Below are 17,929 nucleotides of genomic sequence, written 5' to 3'. Positions count from 1 at the left end.
AGCCGATTTCGGACGCAATTATGCTGAGGCATAATTGATTATAGTAAAGAGGTGTTTTAGATTGGATTCTAAAATACCTCTTTTTGCTTTTGTGAAAAAAATGTTGAGAAAACATTGTTTATAAGAAAATTAGATCTGATAAGTTGACAAATTTTTCAGAAAATTATCCACAGGTAAAGAGCAATTAAAACATCGAACATTCGTACTTATGCACAAAATGTTGATAACTTGTGCATAACTTGTGATTATTCAATATATAGTAGCCTGTTTTGCACAAATTGATGTGGATAAAATAATTTTAAATTGTGGACAATGTGGAAAAGTCTGTTGATATGTTGATATTACTAGATTTATTGTGTGTATAAAGCTGTGGGCATTTTTTGTCGAAAAATAGCACTTGACCAATATATATGAAAAATCAAGGCGAGTAAAGTAAAAAGCCATGCGACAAGGCACATGGCTTTACAAGTTATATTCCACTCCAGAGGGATGTTATATAATAATATTTTCAAGTTCTTCACTTAGCTCAAGCCATTCCATTTCAAATAACTCGAATTGTTCCTTAGCAGTTGATAGTTCATCTTGAAGCTGTGTAATTTTTTCATGGTCTGTGAAAATCTCGGGATCGCAAAGGGCTTCTTCTAATCGAGCTATTTCGAGATTCGCTTGTTGCATTTTCCCCTCTAGTTCTTCAAGCATGCGTCTAATTTGGCGCTCCCGTTTTTTAGCTTCTTTATCAATTTTAGAGGTAGATATCTTCTCAAGTACATCAGCTTGTACTTGCGGTTGAGCAGCAGCCTTCATTTGTGCAATTTCTAATAGCTCTTGTTTCTTCTCAAGATAATAATCATAGTCACCTAAGTATTCAAAGGAACCATCGCCAGATAGATCGATTACTTTAGTAGCGATTCGATTGATGAAATATCGGTCATGCGATACAAATAAGAGCGTTCCAGGATAATCGATAAGTGCGTTTTCAAGTATCTCTTTACTATCTAAGTCTAAGTGATTGGTAGGCTCATCGAGAATTAAGAAATTTGCTTTTTGCATCATCAACTTAGCTAATGCTAGTCTAGCTTTTTCTCCACCAGATAAAGACGACACAGTTTTATCTACTTCTTCTCCACTGAATAAGAAACGGCCAAGCACCGAGCGAATATCTTTTTCATTCATTAATGGCCATTCATCCCATAGCTCTTTTAGAACACTTTTATTGCTCGATAACTTTGCCTGCTCTTGATCATAATAACCAATTTGAACATTTGTACCATAGCGAATCTCTCCAGAGAGCGGTAGCAAATCTTTGACAATCGTTTTTAATAAAGTTGATTTACCAACACCATTTGGTCCAACTAATGCAATTCGATCTTCGCGGAAAGTACGTAATGTGATGCCACTTGATATTTTCTTATCACCATAACCAATCGCTAAGTCATCAATAGATAATACATCATTACCACTTTGACGTTCAATTGTAAAACCGAAGCTTGCTGACTTTTCATCGCCATCAGGGGAATCCATCCATTCTGTACGTTCAAGCATTTTACGACGACTTTGTGCCATTTTAGTAGTAGAAGCACGAGCAATATTTTTTTGAATAAATTCCTCAAGCTTGGCTTTCTCATCTTGTTGTCGTTCATATAGCTTTAAATCACGCTCATAATTTTTCGCTTTTTCATCTAAATAGGTACTATAATTGCCTGTATATTTTGTGACACGATGACGAGAGACTTCGTAGACAATGGAAACAACCTGGTCTAAGAAGTAGCGGTCATGGGAAACAATTAGAATAGCCCCTTCATAGCCTTTTAAATATGATTCCAACCAAGAGAGGGTTTCAATATCCAAATGGTTAGTAGGTTCATCGAGTATTAATAGGTCAGGTTTACTTAAAAGAAGTTTAGCGAGTGCTAACCGAGTTCGTTGTCCCCCTGATAGTGAGCTAATTGGCTTTTGGTAATCCTCAGGATAAAACTGCATGCCATGAAGCACAGAACGTGTATCAGATTCATATTGATAGCCACCCGCATCCTTAAAAGTATGCTGTAAATGATCGTATTCAGACATTATTTTTGCATATAAAGTAGAATTCTCATAAACAGTGGGATCAGCCATTTGTTGTTCTAGTGACCGTAGTGCTTGTTCTTGTGCAATAAGCGGTTCAAAAATTGTCATCATTTCATCCCAAATCGACAATGTTGAATTTAATCCAGCATGTTGCTCTAAATATCCAATTTGTACACCTTTAGGGATAATTATATCGCCAGAGTCATATGACATTTGACCAGCAATTATTTTAAGTAAAGTGGACTTACCAGCACCGTTACGACCTACTAATGCAACGCGGTCACGATGTTGAACCTCTAATTTTACGCCACTTAAAATTTCATCTGCAAGGAAGGATTTATATAGTTGATTGACCTGTAAAACAATCATTCTTGACACCTCAATTCTTCCTTAGTGTAATAGATGAGCGATTCGCTTGCAATGTCGAGGCTTTACTTATGCTAAGCTGTCATGTAAGATTGAAACGATTTCCCTTTAGTTAGTGGCGTAAAAGCGCCATTAACTAAAGGGAAATACTCCAGAGAATATTATAAACTTAGTAAATAGTTAATTAAGTATGTATCATGCTATTTGATACATATAAGGAGGAAAAAGTTTGAAACAAGAATTAAAAATTCCACAAGCCACTACAAAAAGACTTCCTCTTTACTATCGATTTATCCAAAACTTTGCACAAGAAGGCATGGAGCGCATTTCATCGAAAGAACTGAGTGAAGCGATGAAAATTGATTCTGCAACTATTCGCCGTGATTTTTCTTATTTTGGTGCTCTAGGGAAAAAGGGATACGGCTATGATGTGCAGCATCTCTTAAAATTTTTTAGTCAAACGCTCGATCAACATGAAGCGACAAAAGTAGCGTTAATTGGTGTAGGTAATTTAGGTAGTGCTTTATTAAAATATAATTTTCAAAAAAATCATAATACTCATATCGTTGTGGCATTTGATTCAAAGGCCCCGAAGGAAGGTAAGATGATTAGCAATATTCCTGTTTTTCATCCTGATTTATTGGAAGAAAAATATGCAGAATATGGAGCGGAGCTTGCAATTTTAACAGTTTCACCACGTTCCGCACAGAAAATGGCTGATAGATTAGCGGCAATGAATGCAAAAGGAATTTTGAACTTTACGCCAGAGCGTATTACTGTACCAGATAAAATGCAACTTTTAACAATCGATTTATCAGTAGAATTACAGGCGCTTATTTATTTAATTCGTAATCAGGAAGAGTGATAATTGTACATAATTTAACTTCTTTCAGCGGATGTCACGGAAATCAGAAAGGAGTGCTTAGTGGGTGTTAGCCTAAAATCATCGCATCCATGCGATAACGGCTAACTGACCTGCATCGGTAAAAACGCCACGTCCTGTGGCATTACCGAAATGACCGACATCGTGTCGGCACTCGTGCAGGCCCAAGCACAAAGCCGATTCCGGACGCAATTATGCCGAGGCATAATTGATAGTATAGCTCTCACAATTTCTGTAAAATAAGTATGAAGTAAAATGCGAGAGTGACTAAAAACTTTCACATATTATTAGTTAGCAAAATGGCGAAATATGCGTTAAAATGATGGATATAAAGAGGAGGTGGCTTTAATGGGTGGTATTGGTCCTATGAGCCTCATTATTATCGGAATTGTCGCATTACTAATTTTCGGTCCTAAGAAGTTACCGGAGCTTGGTAAAGCATTTGGTTCAACATTACGTGAATTCAAAAATGCTACTAAAGGATTAGCCGACGAAGATGATGATGACAAGAAAAAGAAAGAACTAGATAAGTAAAGTTAGGATGTTTGAGGAATGAATCCAAAAGATCTAACTGTCATTCAGCATATAGAAGAATTAAGAAAACGGCTTTTCATTGTTGCCGTTTTCTTTGTTCTCGCTATGGCTGGCGGCTTTTTTGTTGCGAAACCGCTTGTTAAATACCTTCAAACTACTGGAGCGAATTATAATATAGAGCTTCATGCGTTTGATGTAGTAACACCACTTGCAATTTATATCCAAGTCGTTTTTTTAATAGCATTTATCCTATCTTCTCCGGTATTGATGTATCAATTGTGGGCATTTATTAGCCCCGGATTAAGGGAAGTGGAACGAAAAGCAACCTTAAGCTATATCCCGTATTCGTTTATATTGTTTTTAGCAGGGCTATCTTTTTCATATTTTTTACTATTCCCTTACGTCATAAAGTTTATGATGAATTTATCAAATGAATTAGAAATTCAGCAAACGATTGGCATACATGAATATTTTTCGTTTTTATTTAAGCTTACAATACCTTTTGGTTTTCTTTTTCAATTACCTATCGTCGTCTTGTTCTTTTCACGTATTGGGATTCTATCGCCTGAGTTACTAATTCGTATTCGTAAGTACTCATACTTTGGTTTATTTGTGTGTGCTGCTCTAATCGCACCACCTGAATTAGCTTCACACTTAATGGTTTCAGTACCGTTATTTATGCTTTATGAAATTAGCATTATGATTTCCCGTGTTGGCTATAAGAAATACTTAAAATCAGAGGAAATGCGAATGAAGGAAGAACAAGAAGCTGAACAAAAACGCCAGGTCGAAGAGGCACTTGAACAGCAGCGACGTCAAATCGAAGAATTGAATCAATAAAAATAGAAGCTCGATGCTAATTAGAAGCATCGAGCTTTTTCGTAGTTATATCTACCTGAAAATCAGTGGGAGAAAAACTTCCACTGATTTTTATTGCATTTTTTCTAGTTGTTCAAGAAACTTTTGCAATGGTTCTGCATACAATTGTACAAGTGTCACAAAACCATTCAGCATGACATGGGCGATAATGGACGTCCAAATACGTTTTGTTTTGTGATATAAGAAGGCAAAAATCAATCCGCAGATTGTATAAAGCAAGATGTGTGAGAAGTCGAAATGAATAAGTGCGAAGAAAATTGCGCTTACTATACCGGCTACCCAGAAATTAGTTGTTTGGACAAGCGATCCAAAAATAACACGGCGGAAGACGAACTCTTCTAATATTGGTCCAAATACGACAATTGCTAATATCGCAATAGGAGCACCTTTTGCAATAGCTACAATATCAGCTGTGTTTTGCGACCCACCTTGGATACCGAATATAGCCATTTCGATAGCTGCGCCAATCATTTGGCCAATAAAAACTAGGAAGAAACCAATAATTCCCCACATAATTGATAGTGGTATAGTTTCTTTCTTTCCTTGATAAATATCCCAAAACGCTTTATCTCGAGATGTTATGATTAAGCTTAGAATTAATGCAATGGCAAAGCTAAGTGCAATATACCAGCCTTGCGTAAGTGGAGCAGCTTGCTCACTAGGTAAACCGGTTGTACTCATAACAAGCTTGTGAAACGGTTGTGCCAGCCATCTACCTGATATTTGCATGAGAATATAGATCAATAAAACATAAAGGGCTGTTTTTTTATGTTTTATTTTTTTAGAATTATTCACAGTCAAAATCCTTTCCATTCATTATGCTACCTTTCTATTCTATTGTAGAGGAATATGGAAAGAAAACAAAATTTTTCGTAGTTCTGACTTGCAAAAAAAAGTGCGATTGATTATCATAATAATTGTGTTAGCACTCGTCTGTATAGAGTGCTAAAAACGCTTGAACATACATTTTATTAATAGGAGGTTGTTTCACTTGTTAAGACCACTAGGAGATCGTATTGTAATCGAACTAATCGAGGTAGAAGAAAAATCTGCATTCGGTATTGTACTGCCAGACTCTGCAAAAGAAAAACCGCAAGAAGGTAAAGTTGTAGCAGTTGGGACAGGTCGTATATTAGAGAACGGGCAACGTGTAGAGCTTGACGTTAAAGTTGACGACCGCATTATTTTCTCAAAATACTCTGGTACAGAAGTTAAATATGAAGGTAATGAATACCTAATTTTACGCGAAAGCGATATTCTTGCAATTATTGAATAAATTAATATTTTAGCTTGATTAAAGTAAATGCCTTTAGTGATCGTCACAGATAAACAAATGGGTTGATGACGATGACAATATGGCGAAATTTCTATAAATATATTGATGAAGCTTAACGAATATTCCATTTCAGGAGGGTAAATTCAAATGGCAAAAGATATTAAATTCTCAGAAGACGCTCGTTCATTAATGCTACAAGGTGTAGATAAATTAGCAAACGCAGTAAAAATTACTCTAGGGCCTAAAGGTCGTAACGTAGTTTTAGAAAAAAAATTCGGTTCACCACTTATTACAAATGACGGTGTAACAATTGCAAAAGAAATCGAACTAGAAAACCCATATGAAAACATGGGTGCAAAATTAGTAGCAGAAGTTGCTTCTAAAACAAACGAAATCGCTGGTGACGGTACAACGACTGCAACAGTATTAGCTCAAGCAATTATTCGTGAAGGCTTGAAAAACGTAACAGCTGGTGCAAACCCTGTAGGTATTCGTAAAGGGATCGACAAAGCAGTTGCAGCAGCCCTTACAGAATTACATGCTATTTCTCGCCCAGTAAGCAACAAAGAGGAGATCGCACAGGTTGCGGCTATCTCTGCTGCTGATGATGAAGTAGGTCAATTAATTGCAGAAGCAATGGAACGTGTGGGTAACGATGGTGTTATTACTATTGAAGAATCTAAAGGCTTCACAACTGAGCTTGATGTAGTTGAAGGTATGCAATTCGACCGTGGCTATGCATCACACTACATGGTAACAGATACAGAAAAAATGGAAGCTGTATTAGACAACCCATTCATTCTAATTACTGATAAAAAAATTACAAACATTCAAGAAGTATTACCATTATTAGAACAAGTGGTACAACAAGGTCGTCCACTGTTAATCATCGCTGAAGATGTTGAAGGTGAAGCTCTTGCAACACTTGTAGTAAACAAACTTCGCGGTACATTCAATGCGGTAGCGGTTAAAGCTCCAGGATTTGGTGATCGTCGTAAAGCAATGCTTGAAGATATCGCAATTTTAACAGGTGGTCAAGTAATTACAGAAGAATTAGGCTTAGACCTTAAATCAGCTGATATTACATCACTTGGTCGCGCTGCAAAAGTTGTTGTTACAAAAGACAATACAACAATCGTAGAAGGTGTTGGCGGTGCAGATGCAATCGAAGGCCGTATTGGTCAAATCCGTGCTCAACTTGCTGAAACAACTTCAGAATTCGATAAAGAAAAATTACAAGAACGCCTTGCAAAATTAGCAGGTGGTGTAGCAGTAATCAAAGTTGGTGCTGCAACAGAAACAGAACTAAAAGAACGCAAACTTCGCATTGAAGATGCTCTTAACTCAACTCGTGCAGCAGTTGAAGAAGGAATCGTATCAGGTGGTGGTACGGCACTTCTTAACGTATATGCAGCAGTTGAAAAAGTTGCAAATGTAGAAGACGGCGACGTAGCAACTGGTATTAAAATTGTTCTACGTGCTTTAGAAGAACCAGTTCGTCAAATCGCAAACAACGCGGGTCTTGAAGGCTCAATTATCGTAGATCGTCTAAAACGCGAAGAAATCGGTGTAGGCTTCAACGCTGCAACTGGCGAATGGGTAAACATGATTGAAGCGGGCGTAGTAGACCCAGCAAAAGTAACTCGCTCAGCTCTACAAAACGCAGCATCTGTAGCAGCTCTATTCTTAACAACAGAAGCAGTTGTAGCAGACATCCCAGAACCAGCATCAGCAATGCCAGATATGTCTGGTATGGGCGGCATGGGTGGAATGATGTAATCTACGGCTCCAGCCAAATAAAAATCACTTCTCAAATTTGAGAAGTGATTTTTTTATGCTTTAGCGAATATTTTTCAGTGAATCGCTGATAAAATATGGACAATCGCTGATAAACCTCCGACAATCGCTGATAAAAATAGCAAAATCGCTGATAAAATCCCAACAATCGCTGATAAAAATAGCAAAATCGCTGATAAACCTCCGACAACCGCTGATAAAGCTAATAAAACCCCGAAAAAGAGCTTTAGACTTATTCTTTTTGCTTCAACCTAAAATCAGGAGGAATATAAGAGATAAGAGAATAATCGATTTCTTCTCCTGCTTGAGTGGATAATTGTACAAGTAAAGATTCTTCGTTATTCGTGGGATGTATAGCGCTTGTTTTTATAGTAATCACTTGAGCACCAATTCTTCTTGGGCTTCCAACAACGACCACCTGATTTCCCAACGTATAAACTGCTATAATATCAGCTTGGAACGTGACAATATATAAATCTAAATCAGTTTTATGTTGAAATGTTGGAATCGTGAACCCCATATTTTGTTCAAAGTCATACCAATCTGAAAGAGCAACATCGTAATTCGTAAATAGTCGATGTAGTGCATAATGAATTCTAGTTGGGACATAGCTCCACCGACCGATTGAGCTATGCCAATATTCTTCATAAGCGGGTCTCCGATAGCCAGGGTTATTGATGATAACATCATAAGGAATTTTAGCGCCATTCTCTATCACATGTGAAAGTGTATCAAATTTTGATGGGAGAGATAATTCTGGAAAAGGAGGGTCAGCAATTGTTTGAGGTTTTATCGGCTCAAGACTATTCAAACGATTCTCTAGGCCTTTTATTTTTGCTTTAAGCCCATAAAATCTATTTGGTTCTTCAGCATCGTAAGAAGATACAATGTTCAAATTAAATAATATTAGGGTAATCATACATAAAGATATTTTTTTTACGTTACACATAGATTCACCTCTCTACATACTTTGTTCATTAAATGAGGAAATATGTAGTATTCTCAAAATTTTGATAAACATGGACTTGCATCGTGTTGTTGCCGCTGCCGCCCGCTACGCTTTCGCGCAAAAAACATTTGCAGGCTTTAGCACAAAGCCGATTCCGGACGCATTTATGCCGTGACATAATTGATTTACTTTTTTTTTAATAAAAAAGTAGTACAACCTAGCCTAGGTTGTACTACTGATCTAATTACCCATCGTTGTAATCCTGGAATTATCGAACTCCGACAGGCATTGGCTCAGGAAAATAGCCTATTTTAATACCATAATTCATCATATTACGAATAAAAGCTGGATTAGGAGCTTCGCATGTGATATCAGTATTCGCTAAAAATTCCTGCGTTTTTTTGCTATTAAAGACAAACGGTGAATCACTTGCTCCATCACCTTCGAGCTGTGCAATGGCTAAAGATAAATATTCTTTCGTTTCCTCAGAATGCTCACTATGTAATAGCCAGTCCGTATACTCCTGTGCAGTTACAATGTCTAACTCATAGTCGAGGTCCTTCAGCATTTTGATAAAATCTAGATAGGTTAGAGGAACAGGATTACACAGGTGGAATATTTGTCCGTTTGATGTTGGTTGGCAAGCTAGAGCTACTAATGCTTGGCTAGCATAATTAATCGGTGTAAAATCTACATGCCAATTAGCTGTTGGTGTCTTACCTAAGTAAAGCATAGACTTAATCATTCGGTAAAAAGCATTATCGTCTATATTACGTTGGAATTTCCCTGTGACGGAATGACAAGTTAAATTTCCAACACGATAGATTGAAATTGGAATTTGATCGTTTATTGCATTTCGAACAAGATTCTCAGCCTCAAGCTTACTTTGAGTATAAACATTCTCGAGCTTAATATCATAATTAAAGTTACCTTGTGCTTCATTGGGGCCCCATTGATGTGCAGCAAGTTCCTCTGGAATACCTAATGTTGATACATAGTGGAAATGGATACCTTGTTTGCTCTTTGCTAGTTCAAGCAAATATTTCGTACCTTCAACGTTTACATCATTAAAATGATCTGTTGAGCCAAAATGCCTTACATCTGCTCCACAGTGAATAATCGCATCAATTTCTGCAATAATTGTCTGCTCATCCTTCATAGATAAATTAAGGCCACGTTTCCCCAAGTCTCCTTGAATAACTGTTACTCGATTTTCCATAAGGACATCTATATCATTTTCAAAATAGAATAGCATACTTTCCATTAGCTTTTCTTCAAGTGATATTTGTGCATTTGGTCGAATGAGGCAGAAGATATGCGCACTTGTTTTCATTAAAAGCTCATATAACACATGACTTCCTAAATAGCCAGTTGCCCCAGTTAACAGAACAGTATTCATCGGTAATGATTTTACTGTTTGAGAGATGGGGAGAGCAATGGGCTCCATCAGTTCCTTCAATATTGAATTAGCTGTCTGCTCTTGATGATCATGATCCTCAGGTTGATAGCTACTAATATAATCGTCAAGCTCTGCAATGGTTTGATGTTGGAAGAAATCTTGAATTTTTAAAAATGGAATATGCTTTTTCACTTGTACAAGAATTTCAAGCACCTTCAATGAATGTCCACCAATATGGAAGAAGTTATCGTGAATTCCTACGCGCTCTATGCCTAGCGCATACTCCCAAGCATTTGCTAACAATTGTTGTATATAGTTTTCAGGCGCATCATATGGACTGTTAAGAGATGTAGTTACCTCCATTGAAGCTAATTGTTTACGATCAATTTTGCCTGTTGGAGACAATGGCATGTCCTGTAATTCAAAGAAACGTTCAGGAACCATATAATCTGGTAAATTGCTTGCTAAAAAATCTCTAATCGAAGCTTGTTCTACCTGATTACCCTTCGATACAGTGTAGTAGGCGGATAAACTATTATTACCATCTGTCATTTTCTTCGCAAGTATGATGGCTTCTTGAATGCTAGGATGATTGCTTAATACCGTTTCAATTTCTCCTAGCTCAATACGAAAACCTCTTACTTTAATTTGAGAATCTTTACGTCCAACAAATTCAATAACGCCACTAGGCAATAAACGAACTAAATCGCCTGTTCGATACATCCATTCATCTGATTTAAATAAATGGGGGATAAATGCCTCAGCGGTTTTTTCTGGCTGATTTAAGTAACCTGCTGCTAAACCAGTACCAGCTATACATAATTCTCCGATTTCATTAATAGGGCAAAGCTGGCCATCCTTATTAACAATATACATCTCATAATTAGCAATTGGCTTACCGATAGGAATACTTGCCTGATTATATGTTATTACATCCTTTACTCTGTAATAGGAGGACAGCACAGTACATTCAGTCGGTCCATAAACGTTAATAATCTCAGTCGCTGTACCGAATTTTTCTTGCCATCTTTGTACGACAGCGGGCATTAGAGCTTCTCCGCCAACTGACAAATAATTAAGTGACGATAATTTTTCACGGTATTCTAAAGGAAGGTGTGTAGCAAGCTGGGTAAAAAATGCATTTGGCACAGTAGCTGTCGTTACTTGTTCGCGTGCAACCATATCAGCGAATGCCTCAATGGATATACGTTCGACGCTTGTTAGCATATGTAATCTTGCACCTGAAAAGAAAGCAGTAAATGTTTCCGTAACAGATGGGTCAAAACTGTAAGAGATAAACTGAGAAAATACGTCAGCCTTCGTAGTCCGGTAGATTCTTTGATTATCCGTAATCAAGTTAATAACAGCTTCATGCTTGAGCATGACGCCCTTTGGTTGACCTGTCGATCCCGATGTATAAATAATATAGGCTAAATCGGTTGGACTAAGGTCAATATGAACATTTTCTTTTGGAAAAGCTATCTCCATCCGATTTATTGTAAAGACGGTGCGAGATAGGGAATCATTATGTATTAATTCATTAATAAGTTGGATATATTCATCTTTTGTTAATATGAATGGGGCACCTGTATCGTTTAAAAGGTAATGACAACGTTCTTTCGGATAGCTAGGATCAACGGGGATATATATGCCTCCAGCCTTTAATATGCCTAGCAAACCAATTACTGTTTCTTTACTTCGTTCCATGACAATCGCTACTTTATCACCTTTTCGCAAACCACTGGCAACTAACATATGTGCAATTTGATTGGATTGTTCATTAAGCTGACGATATGTCATCATACCCCCATCAAATGATAATGCTATTCGGTCAGCAAACTGATTAGCTGCTTGATAAAATGCGTCAGGTATTGTTTTACTCTTGTCATAGTACGCTTTTGTTTGATTTAAAGTTGAATATAATAACAAATCCTCTTCGTTTAACAATTGTGTATGATCAGATGGTGAGATTTGTCGTTCAGGTTGTTTCATTTGAGAAAGTGGTATTTCTTGTTTTATATTCAATTATTACAACTCCTATTTTAAAAAGGGAAGCTGTCTTATAAGTCTCTCAATAAACAGAATTTACTTATAAGACAGCGCCTTTCATTTTTGTCTCGCATATAATTGGCAGTAAAACTTCACTCGGAACTTTAGAATTGAGTTTTCTTTACTTCACTACAAAAGTGTTGACAACATTTAACAATTCATTTGATAAGTCAGTCAGTGCTTGGGCTTCTTCAGAAACTTTATGCACAGTGTTAAGTTGGGATGCAGATGTTTCGGCTACTGCTCTCGTATTATCTCTTGAATTTACCGAGAAGTCTTCCATATCCTTAACAGCAGAAGTTACTTCCTCCATACCCGCAGCCATTTCTTCAATTGTTGCAGATAGTTCTTGAATTTGCCCAGTAACATGATGAATAGAAGTAAAAATTTGACTAAATGATTTCTCTGAGTCATTAATCATCAATAAACCATTGTCCACTTCTTCCACAGCTCGTGTCATAATATTTACGGATTCATACGTATCGCGCTGGATATGGGAAATAAGCGTAGAAATTTCACTAGCTGAAGCCTCTGATTGCTCAGCAAGCTTGCGAACTTCGTCTGCAACAACAGCGAAACCACTTCCAGCTTCTCCAGCACGAGCAGCTTCTATTGCTGCATTCAACGCAAGTAAATTTGTTTGGGAAGCGATTCCTGTAATAATACCGACGATTTCTTCAATTTTACCTGAATGCTCACCAAGCATTTTTACAGATGATGCTGATTGATTTACAGCCTTACTAATGGCATTCATTTGTGCTACAGATTTATTAGTAGATGCATTGCCTTTTTCAGCTTCTTCTGAGGCAAGGATAGAAGATTCCGAAATTTGATTGGATGTCATGGCAATTCGTTGAATACCAATGCTCATTTCCTCAATTGTAATGGAGCTTTCTTGTGCTTTTTGTACTTGTAAATCAGCGCCTCCTGCAATCTCTTGCATAGATGAAGCTACACTATTGTAAGAATCTGTTGCCTCATGCATATTAGTTGATAAAACATTTGCGGACTTTGAAACATGGGTAGAAACATTTGTTGCACTTATAATAACCGTTCTCAAATTCTCGATCATTGAATTGAAGTTTTCTGTTAGCGTGCCAACTTCATCTGTTGATGATACAGGTAAAGGCTCAAGCTCTAAATTACCTTCTGCCACCTTTCTAGATTGTCGAGATAGTAGTTGGATTGGTTTTAATTTTCTTTTTATAAGAGAGTAAACTGCAATAGATGAACCAATTAAGAAAGTAACTGTCACTAAAAGTATCCACATTACTTCTGACATCGCCTTAGCGGTCACCATTGATACATCATAGTCCATTGCATAGGCAGCCAAAATAGAGCCATCTTCGTCAAAAATAGGTGTAATTCCTGTTTTATAGCTACCATACTCATCGCTATATATTTCAGTAGCTGTAGCTTCCTTTGTTTCAAATACATCTTTAATCTTTGCAAGGAAATCTGAAGATAGGCCCATTGCTATCATATCTTGGTTATATTCAGCTCCCACATCCAGAACACTAGATGAAAGAACCGGTGCATTTATTTTTTCTCCATCTAACGTAATGAGAAAAAGGTTCGTAATAATATCGGATTGATCGTTTATAGAATCCATTTCTTTGGTCAAACGTAGGACATCGGGGTTACTAGCATTAGGCTCTTTCAATGCAGATTTCAGTGTCTTTTGATCTATGGTTTTTGATAGAATCAATCCTTTGTCATGAAGAGATTGGTCCATATCTTTTAAATTACTGTTCTTGACTATATAATAGGAAAGACCTAAAGTGACTAATCCGAATAGTAATAAAATATTTAACATTATAGCTGTTAACTTTTTACTGATGGACGTATGCTGTTTCTTACTTTTTCTCATGCTCTTCCTCCTAAAATAATATACAAAACATATTTCAAATTGGTAACGTAGATGTAAATATTTTTGAAAGTTATGTACCATTTTGTTACAAATGGAATGAATGCAAAATAATCCATTTATACCCTTACATTAAACAACTATACTGCCAAAAAATATGGTTAACAACCCAGAAAACTTCCTATTTCGACATTAAATCTACGGAAATTAAATGAGTATTTAGTTTTTTAGTCTATAAAATTCTTTATTGTATAGATATTTTTATGAAAAAATAACCTTTTTTTAATATAAAATAAGGAACGTTGTTATATAAGTTGATTTTAAAACATTTGATTTGATGATTACCCCGGTGGGTAAGAGAGAAGCCATGTCCTCAGTTTTTTATAAGTCAATAATAGTTTCTAATAAACAATAAAAAAGCTATCCATTAGTTCTTATTCGAACTCCTGGATAGCTTTTTTGCTATAGTTATTTATCTTGGATTTCCAAATATCAGGTGATAAATCTACATGCCAGGTAGGTTTAAACCTGGTAAACCTGGTAAGCTAGGATATTGCCCTCCTGGGAATGGCTGAGGACGTGGCGGATATGGCTGCGGAGGACGCGGTGGATATGGTTGTGGCGGATATGGCTGCGGAGGACGCGGCGGATATGGTTGTGGCGGATATGGCTGCGGAGGACGCGGTGGATATGGTTGTGGCGGATATGGGTGCGGAGGACGTGGTGGGTATGGTTGTGGCGGATATGGATGCGGAGGACGCGGTGGGTATGGTTGTGGCGGATATGGATGCGGAGGACGTGGTGGATATGGTTGTGGCGGATATGGATGCGGAGGACGTGGTGGATATGGTTGTGGCGGATATGGATGCGGAGGACGTGGTGGATATGGTTGTGGCGGGTATGGCTGTGAAGGGCGCGATGGATATGGCTGTGTTGGATACGGGCTACCAGAAGGCATAGTAGGGTGAAACGGAATGTTAACATCATCTTCGGGATTTAATCTAGGATTGACCAATGAAACACACCTTTCTTCTTTTTTCTTTTCTAACATATGCCTACTATTATTATTGTCATAGGCATTAAACTAAGCGAATGATCGATAAAGGTATAATTCGCTAAAATAGAATGTGTTATAAAATATATCAAATTTAATTATAATAGAAGGAAATGTTGTTGAAGGGTGTTTAGATAAATGACCATAATAAAAATCAAAAGAATAAAGATACAAAATTTACGAAATGTACGACATGGTGAAATCGTTTTAACTGTGAATTTTGAGACATTTTTTAAGGCTAATGTTGTAGGTATATACGGACAAAACGGTTCAGGGAAAACAACTATTGTTGATGCATTCGGCTTGTTAAAGGCACTTATTTCCGGCTGGATAGCTGAGATTAAATTGCCATCTCAGGAAAAGCGATTAATTATGGCAGGGGAGGATACGGCAAGCATTGAGTTCGAGTTTCTTATAGAAAATCAATTTGGAACATTCTTCCTAAATTATTATGTAGAGTTGCAAGAAGATGAAAACAGACTGTATACAACGGTTGAACGAATAGCTTACAGAGAAAATGAGAAAGGGAAGCGTTCAAAGATTCTAATTAATGTTACCGAGGAAGACATACAACTACGTAAAACAAACCTTTCTGATATGAATGAAAAAAAGCGTATTCAATTACTAGTCATTCATCAATTATCTAAAAAACAATATGCGTCCTTTGTCTTTCACAAAGATTTAAAGCCGTTATTACAGGACACGCTGTCAGAGCTAGAAATGCAATTGCTTCATAATTTGGCAATAGATTTTAATCGAGATTTACATGTCGTTAATAATCAAAATATCGCACCATTATTTGAAGAGCGCCTCATGCCCTTTAGTATCCATCTAGAAAAAACTCGTGGTTCTATATCTTACAATTTGAAGGGGCCAGCGTTATTGCCAGAGGATACGTTTTATGTGTTATGTGAAGTGATAGAGCAAAGTAATCGTGTATTATCAGCGATTATTCCAGGCCTAAGTATAAAGATTAATGTAATTACAAAACAAACTATGGATAATGGGGAAAAGGGAATTCGTTTTGAATTTTTATCGCAGCGAGGGGATCGCGAATTACCATTACGGACAGAGTCTGAAGGAATTTTGAAAATTATATCTGTACTAAGTGTGCTTATTGCAGTTTATAATAACCCAAATGCTTGTGTAGTAATTGATGAATTAGATTCTGGTGTTTTTGAATATTTGTTAGGCGAGTTGTTAACAGTGATTGATGAGGACGGAAAAGGCCAGCTTATTTTCACGTCTCATAATTTACGTGTGTTAGAGGTGCTAGCTATTAAAAACTTATGGTTTACGACAACGAATGAGGATCGGCGTTATATGCAGCTAAAGGGTATTAAAGAGGTAAATAATGCTCGAGATGTTTATTTACGTGCAATTCAGTTGGGTGGACAGGATGAAGAGGTTTATAAAGAAACGAAGACATTTAAAATAAAGCGTGCCTTTAGAAAAGCAGGTGTCCAGCGTGACTAAAAAGGTTTTTTTAATCATTGTAGAGGGGCAGACGGAGCAAATTGTTTTAGAGGATTTTCTAGATGAACATTTTGCGAATTCAACGATTCGCTTTGATGTACAACGAGAGGATATTTTAACGAAGTGGGATGCTAATAAAAGAATACCTAATATTAAAAATAGTGTCGCGCGAGTGATTCAGAGCTATTTGGAGAAGTATAAGTTTTTAGCGAAGGATTTAACTGCTGTCGTTCATATTACTGATGCAGATGGTTGTTTTATTGCCCCCGAATTTGTCAAGGTGAAGGAAGATATTGAGCAAAATTTATACTATACAGAGGATGCGATATTGGTGAAATCTGAGAAGCGTAAGGAGCAAATCGAACAACGAAATGAAATGAAGGCGAATAATGCCAAAATCCTTGTGGCAAATGATTATTTTAGCATTCATCGATTAAGAATACCGTATCAGCTATTCTATTTTTCTACAAACTTAGAACATGTACTATGGAATGAGCGCAATGAAGTAGCAATGGAAAAGGTGCAAAAGGCTGATGAATTTATGGAAAGTTTATCGACCTCCATAGAAGAGTTTTTAAAAGAATTTCTTCCAGTTAACGCTGAGCTTCCATATAAAGAAAAAATGAAAATGAGTTGGTCATTTTTAATGGAGGACTGTAATTCCTTACAGCGCGGAACGAATGTACCGTTATTATTTGAAATGATTAAATCAGATGTACAATGAAAAACAAAATGGCTAAGGTAATCTTTGTGAATGATGATTTCCGTTCCAGGCTACTCGCTTTGTCGCTGACGCTTAGCTTTCGCGCAGTTAAAACATTGTCGCTGACGCTTAGCTTTCGCGCAGTTAAAACATTGTCGCTGACGTTACGCTTTCGCGCAGAGCAAAGCTTCCTGTGGGCGAGCGTCGAGCCGCTTCCTCCTCTAAAGGAACGAAGGCTAAGTGCGTCACGTAATGTGACAACGCCTTCGTGACCAACATCGTGTTGGCCTCAGGGTCTCGCCTGTCTCGCTTTTTCGAAGAGGTACTATACGACACCTTAATTTCATTGACATAATTTAAAACGTTGGGCGAAAAACTTCGCTATTATTTTAATGATAATGTCACTTTTTGTGGAGCTAGATCAATGGCTAGGCTATAAGATACTTGGGGAAATTGGGATTCAGTTTATGCAATTTTTATTCATCGTCTTTATGTATTGGGTTTTTCAATTATTATTACACATTCATAATAATAAACCTCTTGAAGCTAAAACATTTAAAACATACCAGAAATTCATGGCATTTATGCTTTGTGGCTTCGTCATACAGGTATTTTCAATAAATTTCGATG

The 17,929-nt window shown here is 37.0% G+C and carries 13 protein-coding genes; 8 read left to right on the top strand and 5 right to left on the bottom strand.

The window, feature by feature from the left end:
• Positions 1 to 492 precede the first annotated feature (492 nt).
• Entirely contained in the window at positions 493 to 2,436 is a 1,944-nt protein-coding gene (locus tag ACQKNC_RS18895) for an ATP-binding cassette domain-containing protein (protein ID WP_427426288.1), read from the bottom strand.
• A gap of 226 nt (positions 2,437 to 2,662) precedes the next feature.
• Here ACQKNC_RS18895 and ACQKNC_RS18890 point away from each other — a divergent pair, with 226 nt between their 5' ends.
• The 3 genes from ACQKNC_RS18890 to tatC all read left to right on the top strand — a co-directional run bounded on the left by ACQKNC_RS18890 (position 2,663) and on the right by tatC (position 4,690).
• On the top strand, positions 2,663 to 3,298 hold the full coding sequence (locus tag ACQKNC_RS18890) for a redox-sensing transcriptional repressor Rex (RefSeq protein ID WP_337988604.1): 636 nt from the start codon (positions 2,663 to 2,665) through the stop codon (positions 3,296 to 3,298).
• A gap of 366 nt (positions 3,299 to 3,664) precedes the next feature.
• On the top strand, positions 3,665 to 3,850 hold the full coding sequence (locus ACQKNC_RS18885; RefSeq protein ID WP_010857065.1) for a twin-arginine translocase TatA/TatE family subunit: 186 nt from the start codon (positions 3,665 to 3,667) through the stop codon (positions 3,848 to 3,850).
• Positions 3,851 to 3,868: 18 nt separating this feature from the next.
• Positions 3,869 to 4,690 carry a twin-arginine translocase subunit TatC gene (tatC, locus tag ACQKNC_RS18880; RefSeq protein WP_427426287.1) on the top strand — a complete coding sequence of 274 codons (822 nt, stop codon included), beginning with the start codon at positions 3,869 to 3,871 and terminating at the stop codon, positions 4,688 to 4,690.
• A gap of 90 nt (positions 4,691 to 4,780) precedes the next feature.
• Here the strand turns inward: tatC and ACQKNC_RS18875 are convergent, their stop codons facing one another.
• Positions 4,781 to 5,542 carry a CPBP family intramembrane glutamic endopeptidase gene (locus ACQKNC_RS18875; RefSeq protein ID WP_427426286.1) on the bottom strand — a complete coding sequence of 254 codons (762 nt, stop codon included), beginning with the start codon at positions 5,540 to 5,542 and terminating at the stop codon, positions 4,781 to 4,783.
• A 178-nt stretch (positions 5,543 to 5,720) separates the two neighbouring features.
• Here ACQKNC_RS18875 and groES point away from each other — a divergent pair, with 178 nt between their 5' ends.
• Positions 5,721 to 6,005 (top strand): co-chaperone GroES, encoded by a 285-nt coding sequence (gene groES, locus ACQKNC_RS18870; protein ID WP_049667833.1) that lies wholly within the window; start codon positions 5,721 to 5,723, stop codon positions 6,003 to 6,005.
• A gap of 147 nt (positions 6,006 to 6,152) precedes the next feature.
• Positions 6,153 to 7,784, top strand: coding sequence for a chaperonin GroEL (gene groL / locus ACQKNC_RS18865; RefSeq protein ID WP_427426285.1), 1,632 nt, complete (start codon positions 6,153 to 6,155; stop codon positions 7,782 to 7,784).
• A 250-nt stretch (positions 7,785 to 8,034) separates the two neighbouring features.
• On the opposite strand, the gene ACQKNC_RS18860 is transcribed toward groL, so the two are convergent.
• The 3 genes from ACQKNC_RS18860 to ACQKNC_RS18850 all read right to left on the bottom strand — a co-directional run bounded on the left by ACQKNC_RS18860 (position 8,035) and on the right by ACQKNC_RS18850 (position 14,069).
• Positions 8,035 to 8,751 (bottom strand): hypothetical protein, encoded by a 717-nt coding sequence (locus ACQKNC_RS18860; protein ID WP_427426284.1) that lies wholly within the window; start codon positions 8,749 to 8,751, stop codon positions 8,035 to 8,037.
• Positions 8,752 to 9,019: 268 nt separating this feature from the next.
• The gene (locus ACQKNC_RS18855) at positions 9,020 to 12,175 is read right to left on the bottom strand and encodes an amino acid adenylation domain-containing protein (RefSeq protein WP_427426283.1); all 3,156 of its coding nucleotides are present in this window, start codon (positions 12,173 to 12,175) and stop codon (positions 9,020 to 9,022) included.
• 145 nt (positions 12,176 to 12,320) lie between these two features.
• On the bottom strand, positions 12,321 to 14,069 hold the full coding sequence (locus tag ACQKNC_RS18850; RefSeq protein WP_427426282.1) for a methyl-accepting chemotaxis protein: 1,749 nt from the start codon (positions 14,067 to 14,069) through the stop codon (positions 12,321 to 12,323).
• Positions 14,070 to 14,654: 585 nt separating this feature from the next.
• On the opposite strand from ACQKNC_RS18850, the gene ACQKNC_RS18845 reads away from it, so the two are divergent.
• From ACQKNC_RS18845 to ACQKNC_RS18835, 3 genes are all read left to right on the top strand, one after another.
• Positions 14,655 to 15,026 (top strand): hypothetical protein, encoded by a 372-nt coding sequence (locus tag ACQKNC_RS18845; RefSeq protein ID WP_427426281.1) that lies wholly within the window; start codon positions 14,655 to 14,657, stop codon positions 15,024 to 15,026.
• Positions 15,027 to 15,258: 232 nt separating this feature from the next.
• Positions 15,259 to 16,596 (top strand): AAA family ATPase, encoded by a 1,338-nt coding sequence (locus ACQKNC_RS18840; RefSeq protein WP_427426280.1) that lies wholly within the window; start codon positions 15,259 to 15,261, stop codon positions 16,594 to 16,596.
• Positions 16,589 to 17,320, top strand: a complete 732-nt coding sequence (locus tag ACQKNC_RS18835; protein ID WP_427426279.1) for a hypothetical protein — start codon at positions 16,589 to 16,591, stop codon at positions 17,318 to 17,320. Before ACQKNC_RS18840 ends, ACQKNC_RS18835 begins: the two co-directional genes overlap by 8 nt.
• Positions 17,321 to 17,929 lie beyond the last annotated feature (609 nt).

The sequence above is a fragment of the Lysinibacillus sp. NPDC094177 genome (assembly GCF_050279145.1).
Classification (GTDB): domain Bacteria; phylum Bacillota; class Bacilli; order Bacillales_A; family Planococcaceae; genus Lysinibacillus.
Note: the sequence above shows the minus strand (reverse complement) of the source record. Positions and strands in the feature narration are given on the sequence as shown.

What these genes read in the sequence shown, in the direction of transcription:
- ACQKNC_RS18845 (WP_427426281.1), top strand. Translation starts at nt 14,655, where the DNA reads ATGGCTGCGGAGGACGCGGTGGATATGGTTGTGGCGGATATGGCTGCG.
- tatC (WP_427426287.1), top strand. Translation starts at nt 3,869, where the DNA reads ATGAATCCAAAAGATCTAACTGTCATTCAGCATATAGAAGAATTAAGA.
- ACQKNC_RS18875 (WP_427426286.1), bottom strand. Translation starts at nt 5,542, where the DNA reads ATGGAAAGGATTTTGACTGTGAATAATTCTAAAAAAATAAAACATAAA.
- groL (WP_427426285.1), top strand. Translation starts at nt 6,153, where the DNA reads ATGGCAAAAGATATTAAATTCTCAGAAGACGCTCGTTCATTAATGCTA.
- ACQKNC_RS18895 (WP_427426288.1), bottom strand. Translation starts at nt 2,436, where the DNA reads ATGATTGTTTTACAGGTCAATCAACTATATAAATCCTTCCTTGCAGAT.
- ACQKNC_RS18885 (WP_010857065.1), top strand. Translation starts at nt 3,665, where the DNA reads ATGGGTGGTATTGGTCCTATGAGCCTCATTATTATCGGAATTGTCGCA.
- ACQKNC_RS18840 (WP_427426280.1), top strand. Translation starts at nt 15,259, where the DNA reads ATGACCATAATAAAAATCAAAAGAATAAAGATACAAAATTTACGAAAT.
- ACQKNC_RS18860 (WP_427426284.1), bottom strand. Translation starts at nt 8,751, where the DNA reads ATGTGTAACGTAAAAAAAATATCTTTATGTATGATTACCCTAATATTA.
- ACQKNC_RS18850 (WP_427426282.1), bottom strand. Translation starts at nt 14,069, where the DNA reads ATGAGAAAAAGTAAGAAACAGCATACGTCCATCAGTAAAAAGTTAACA.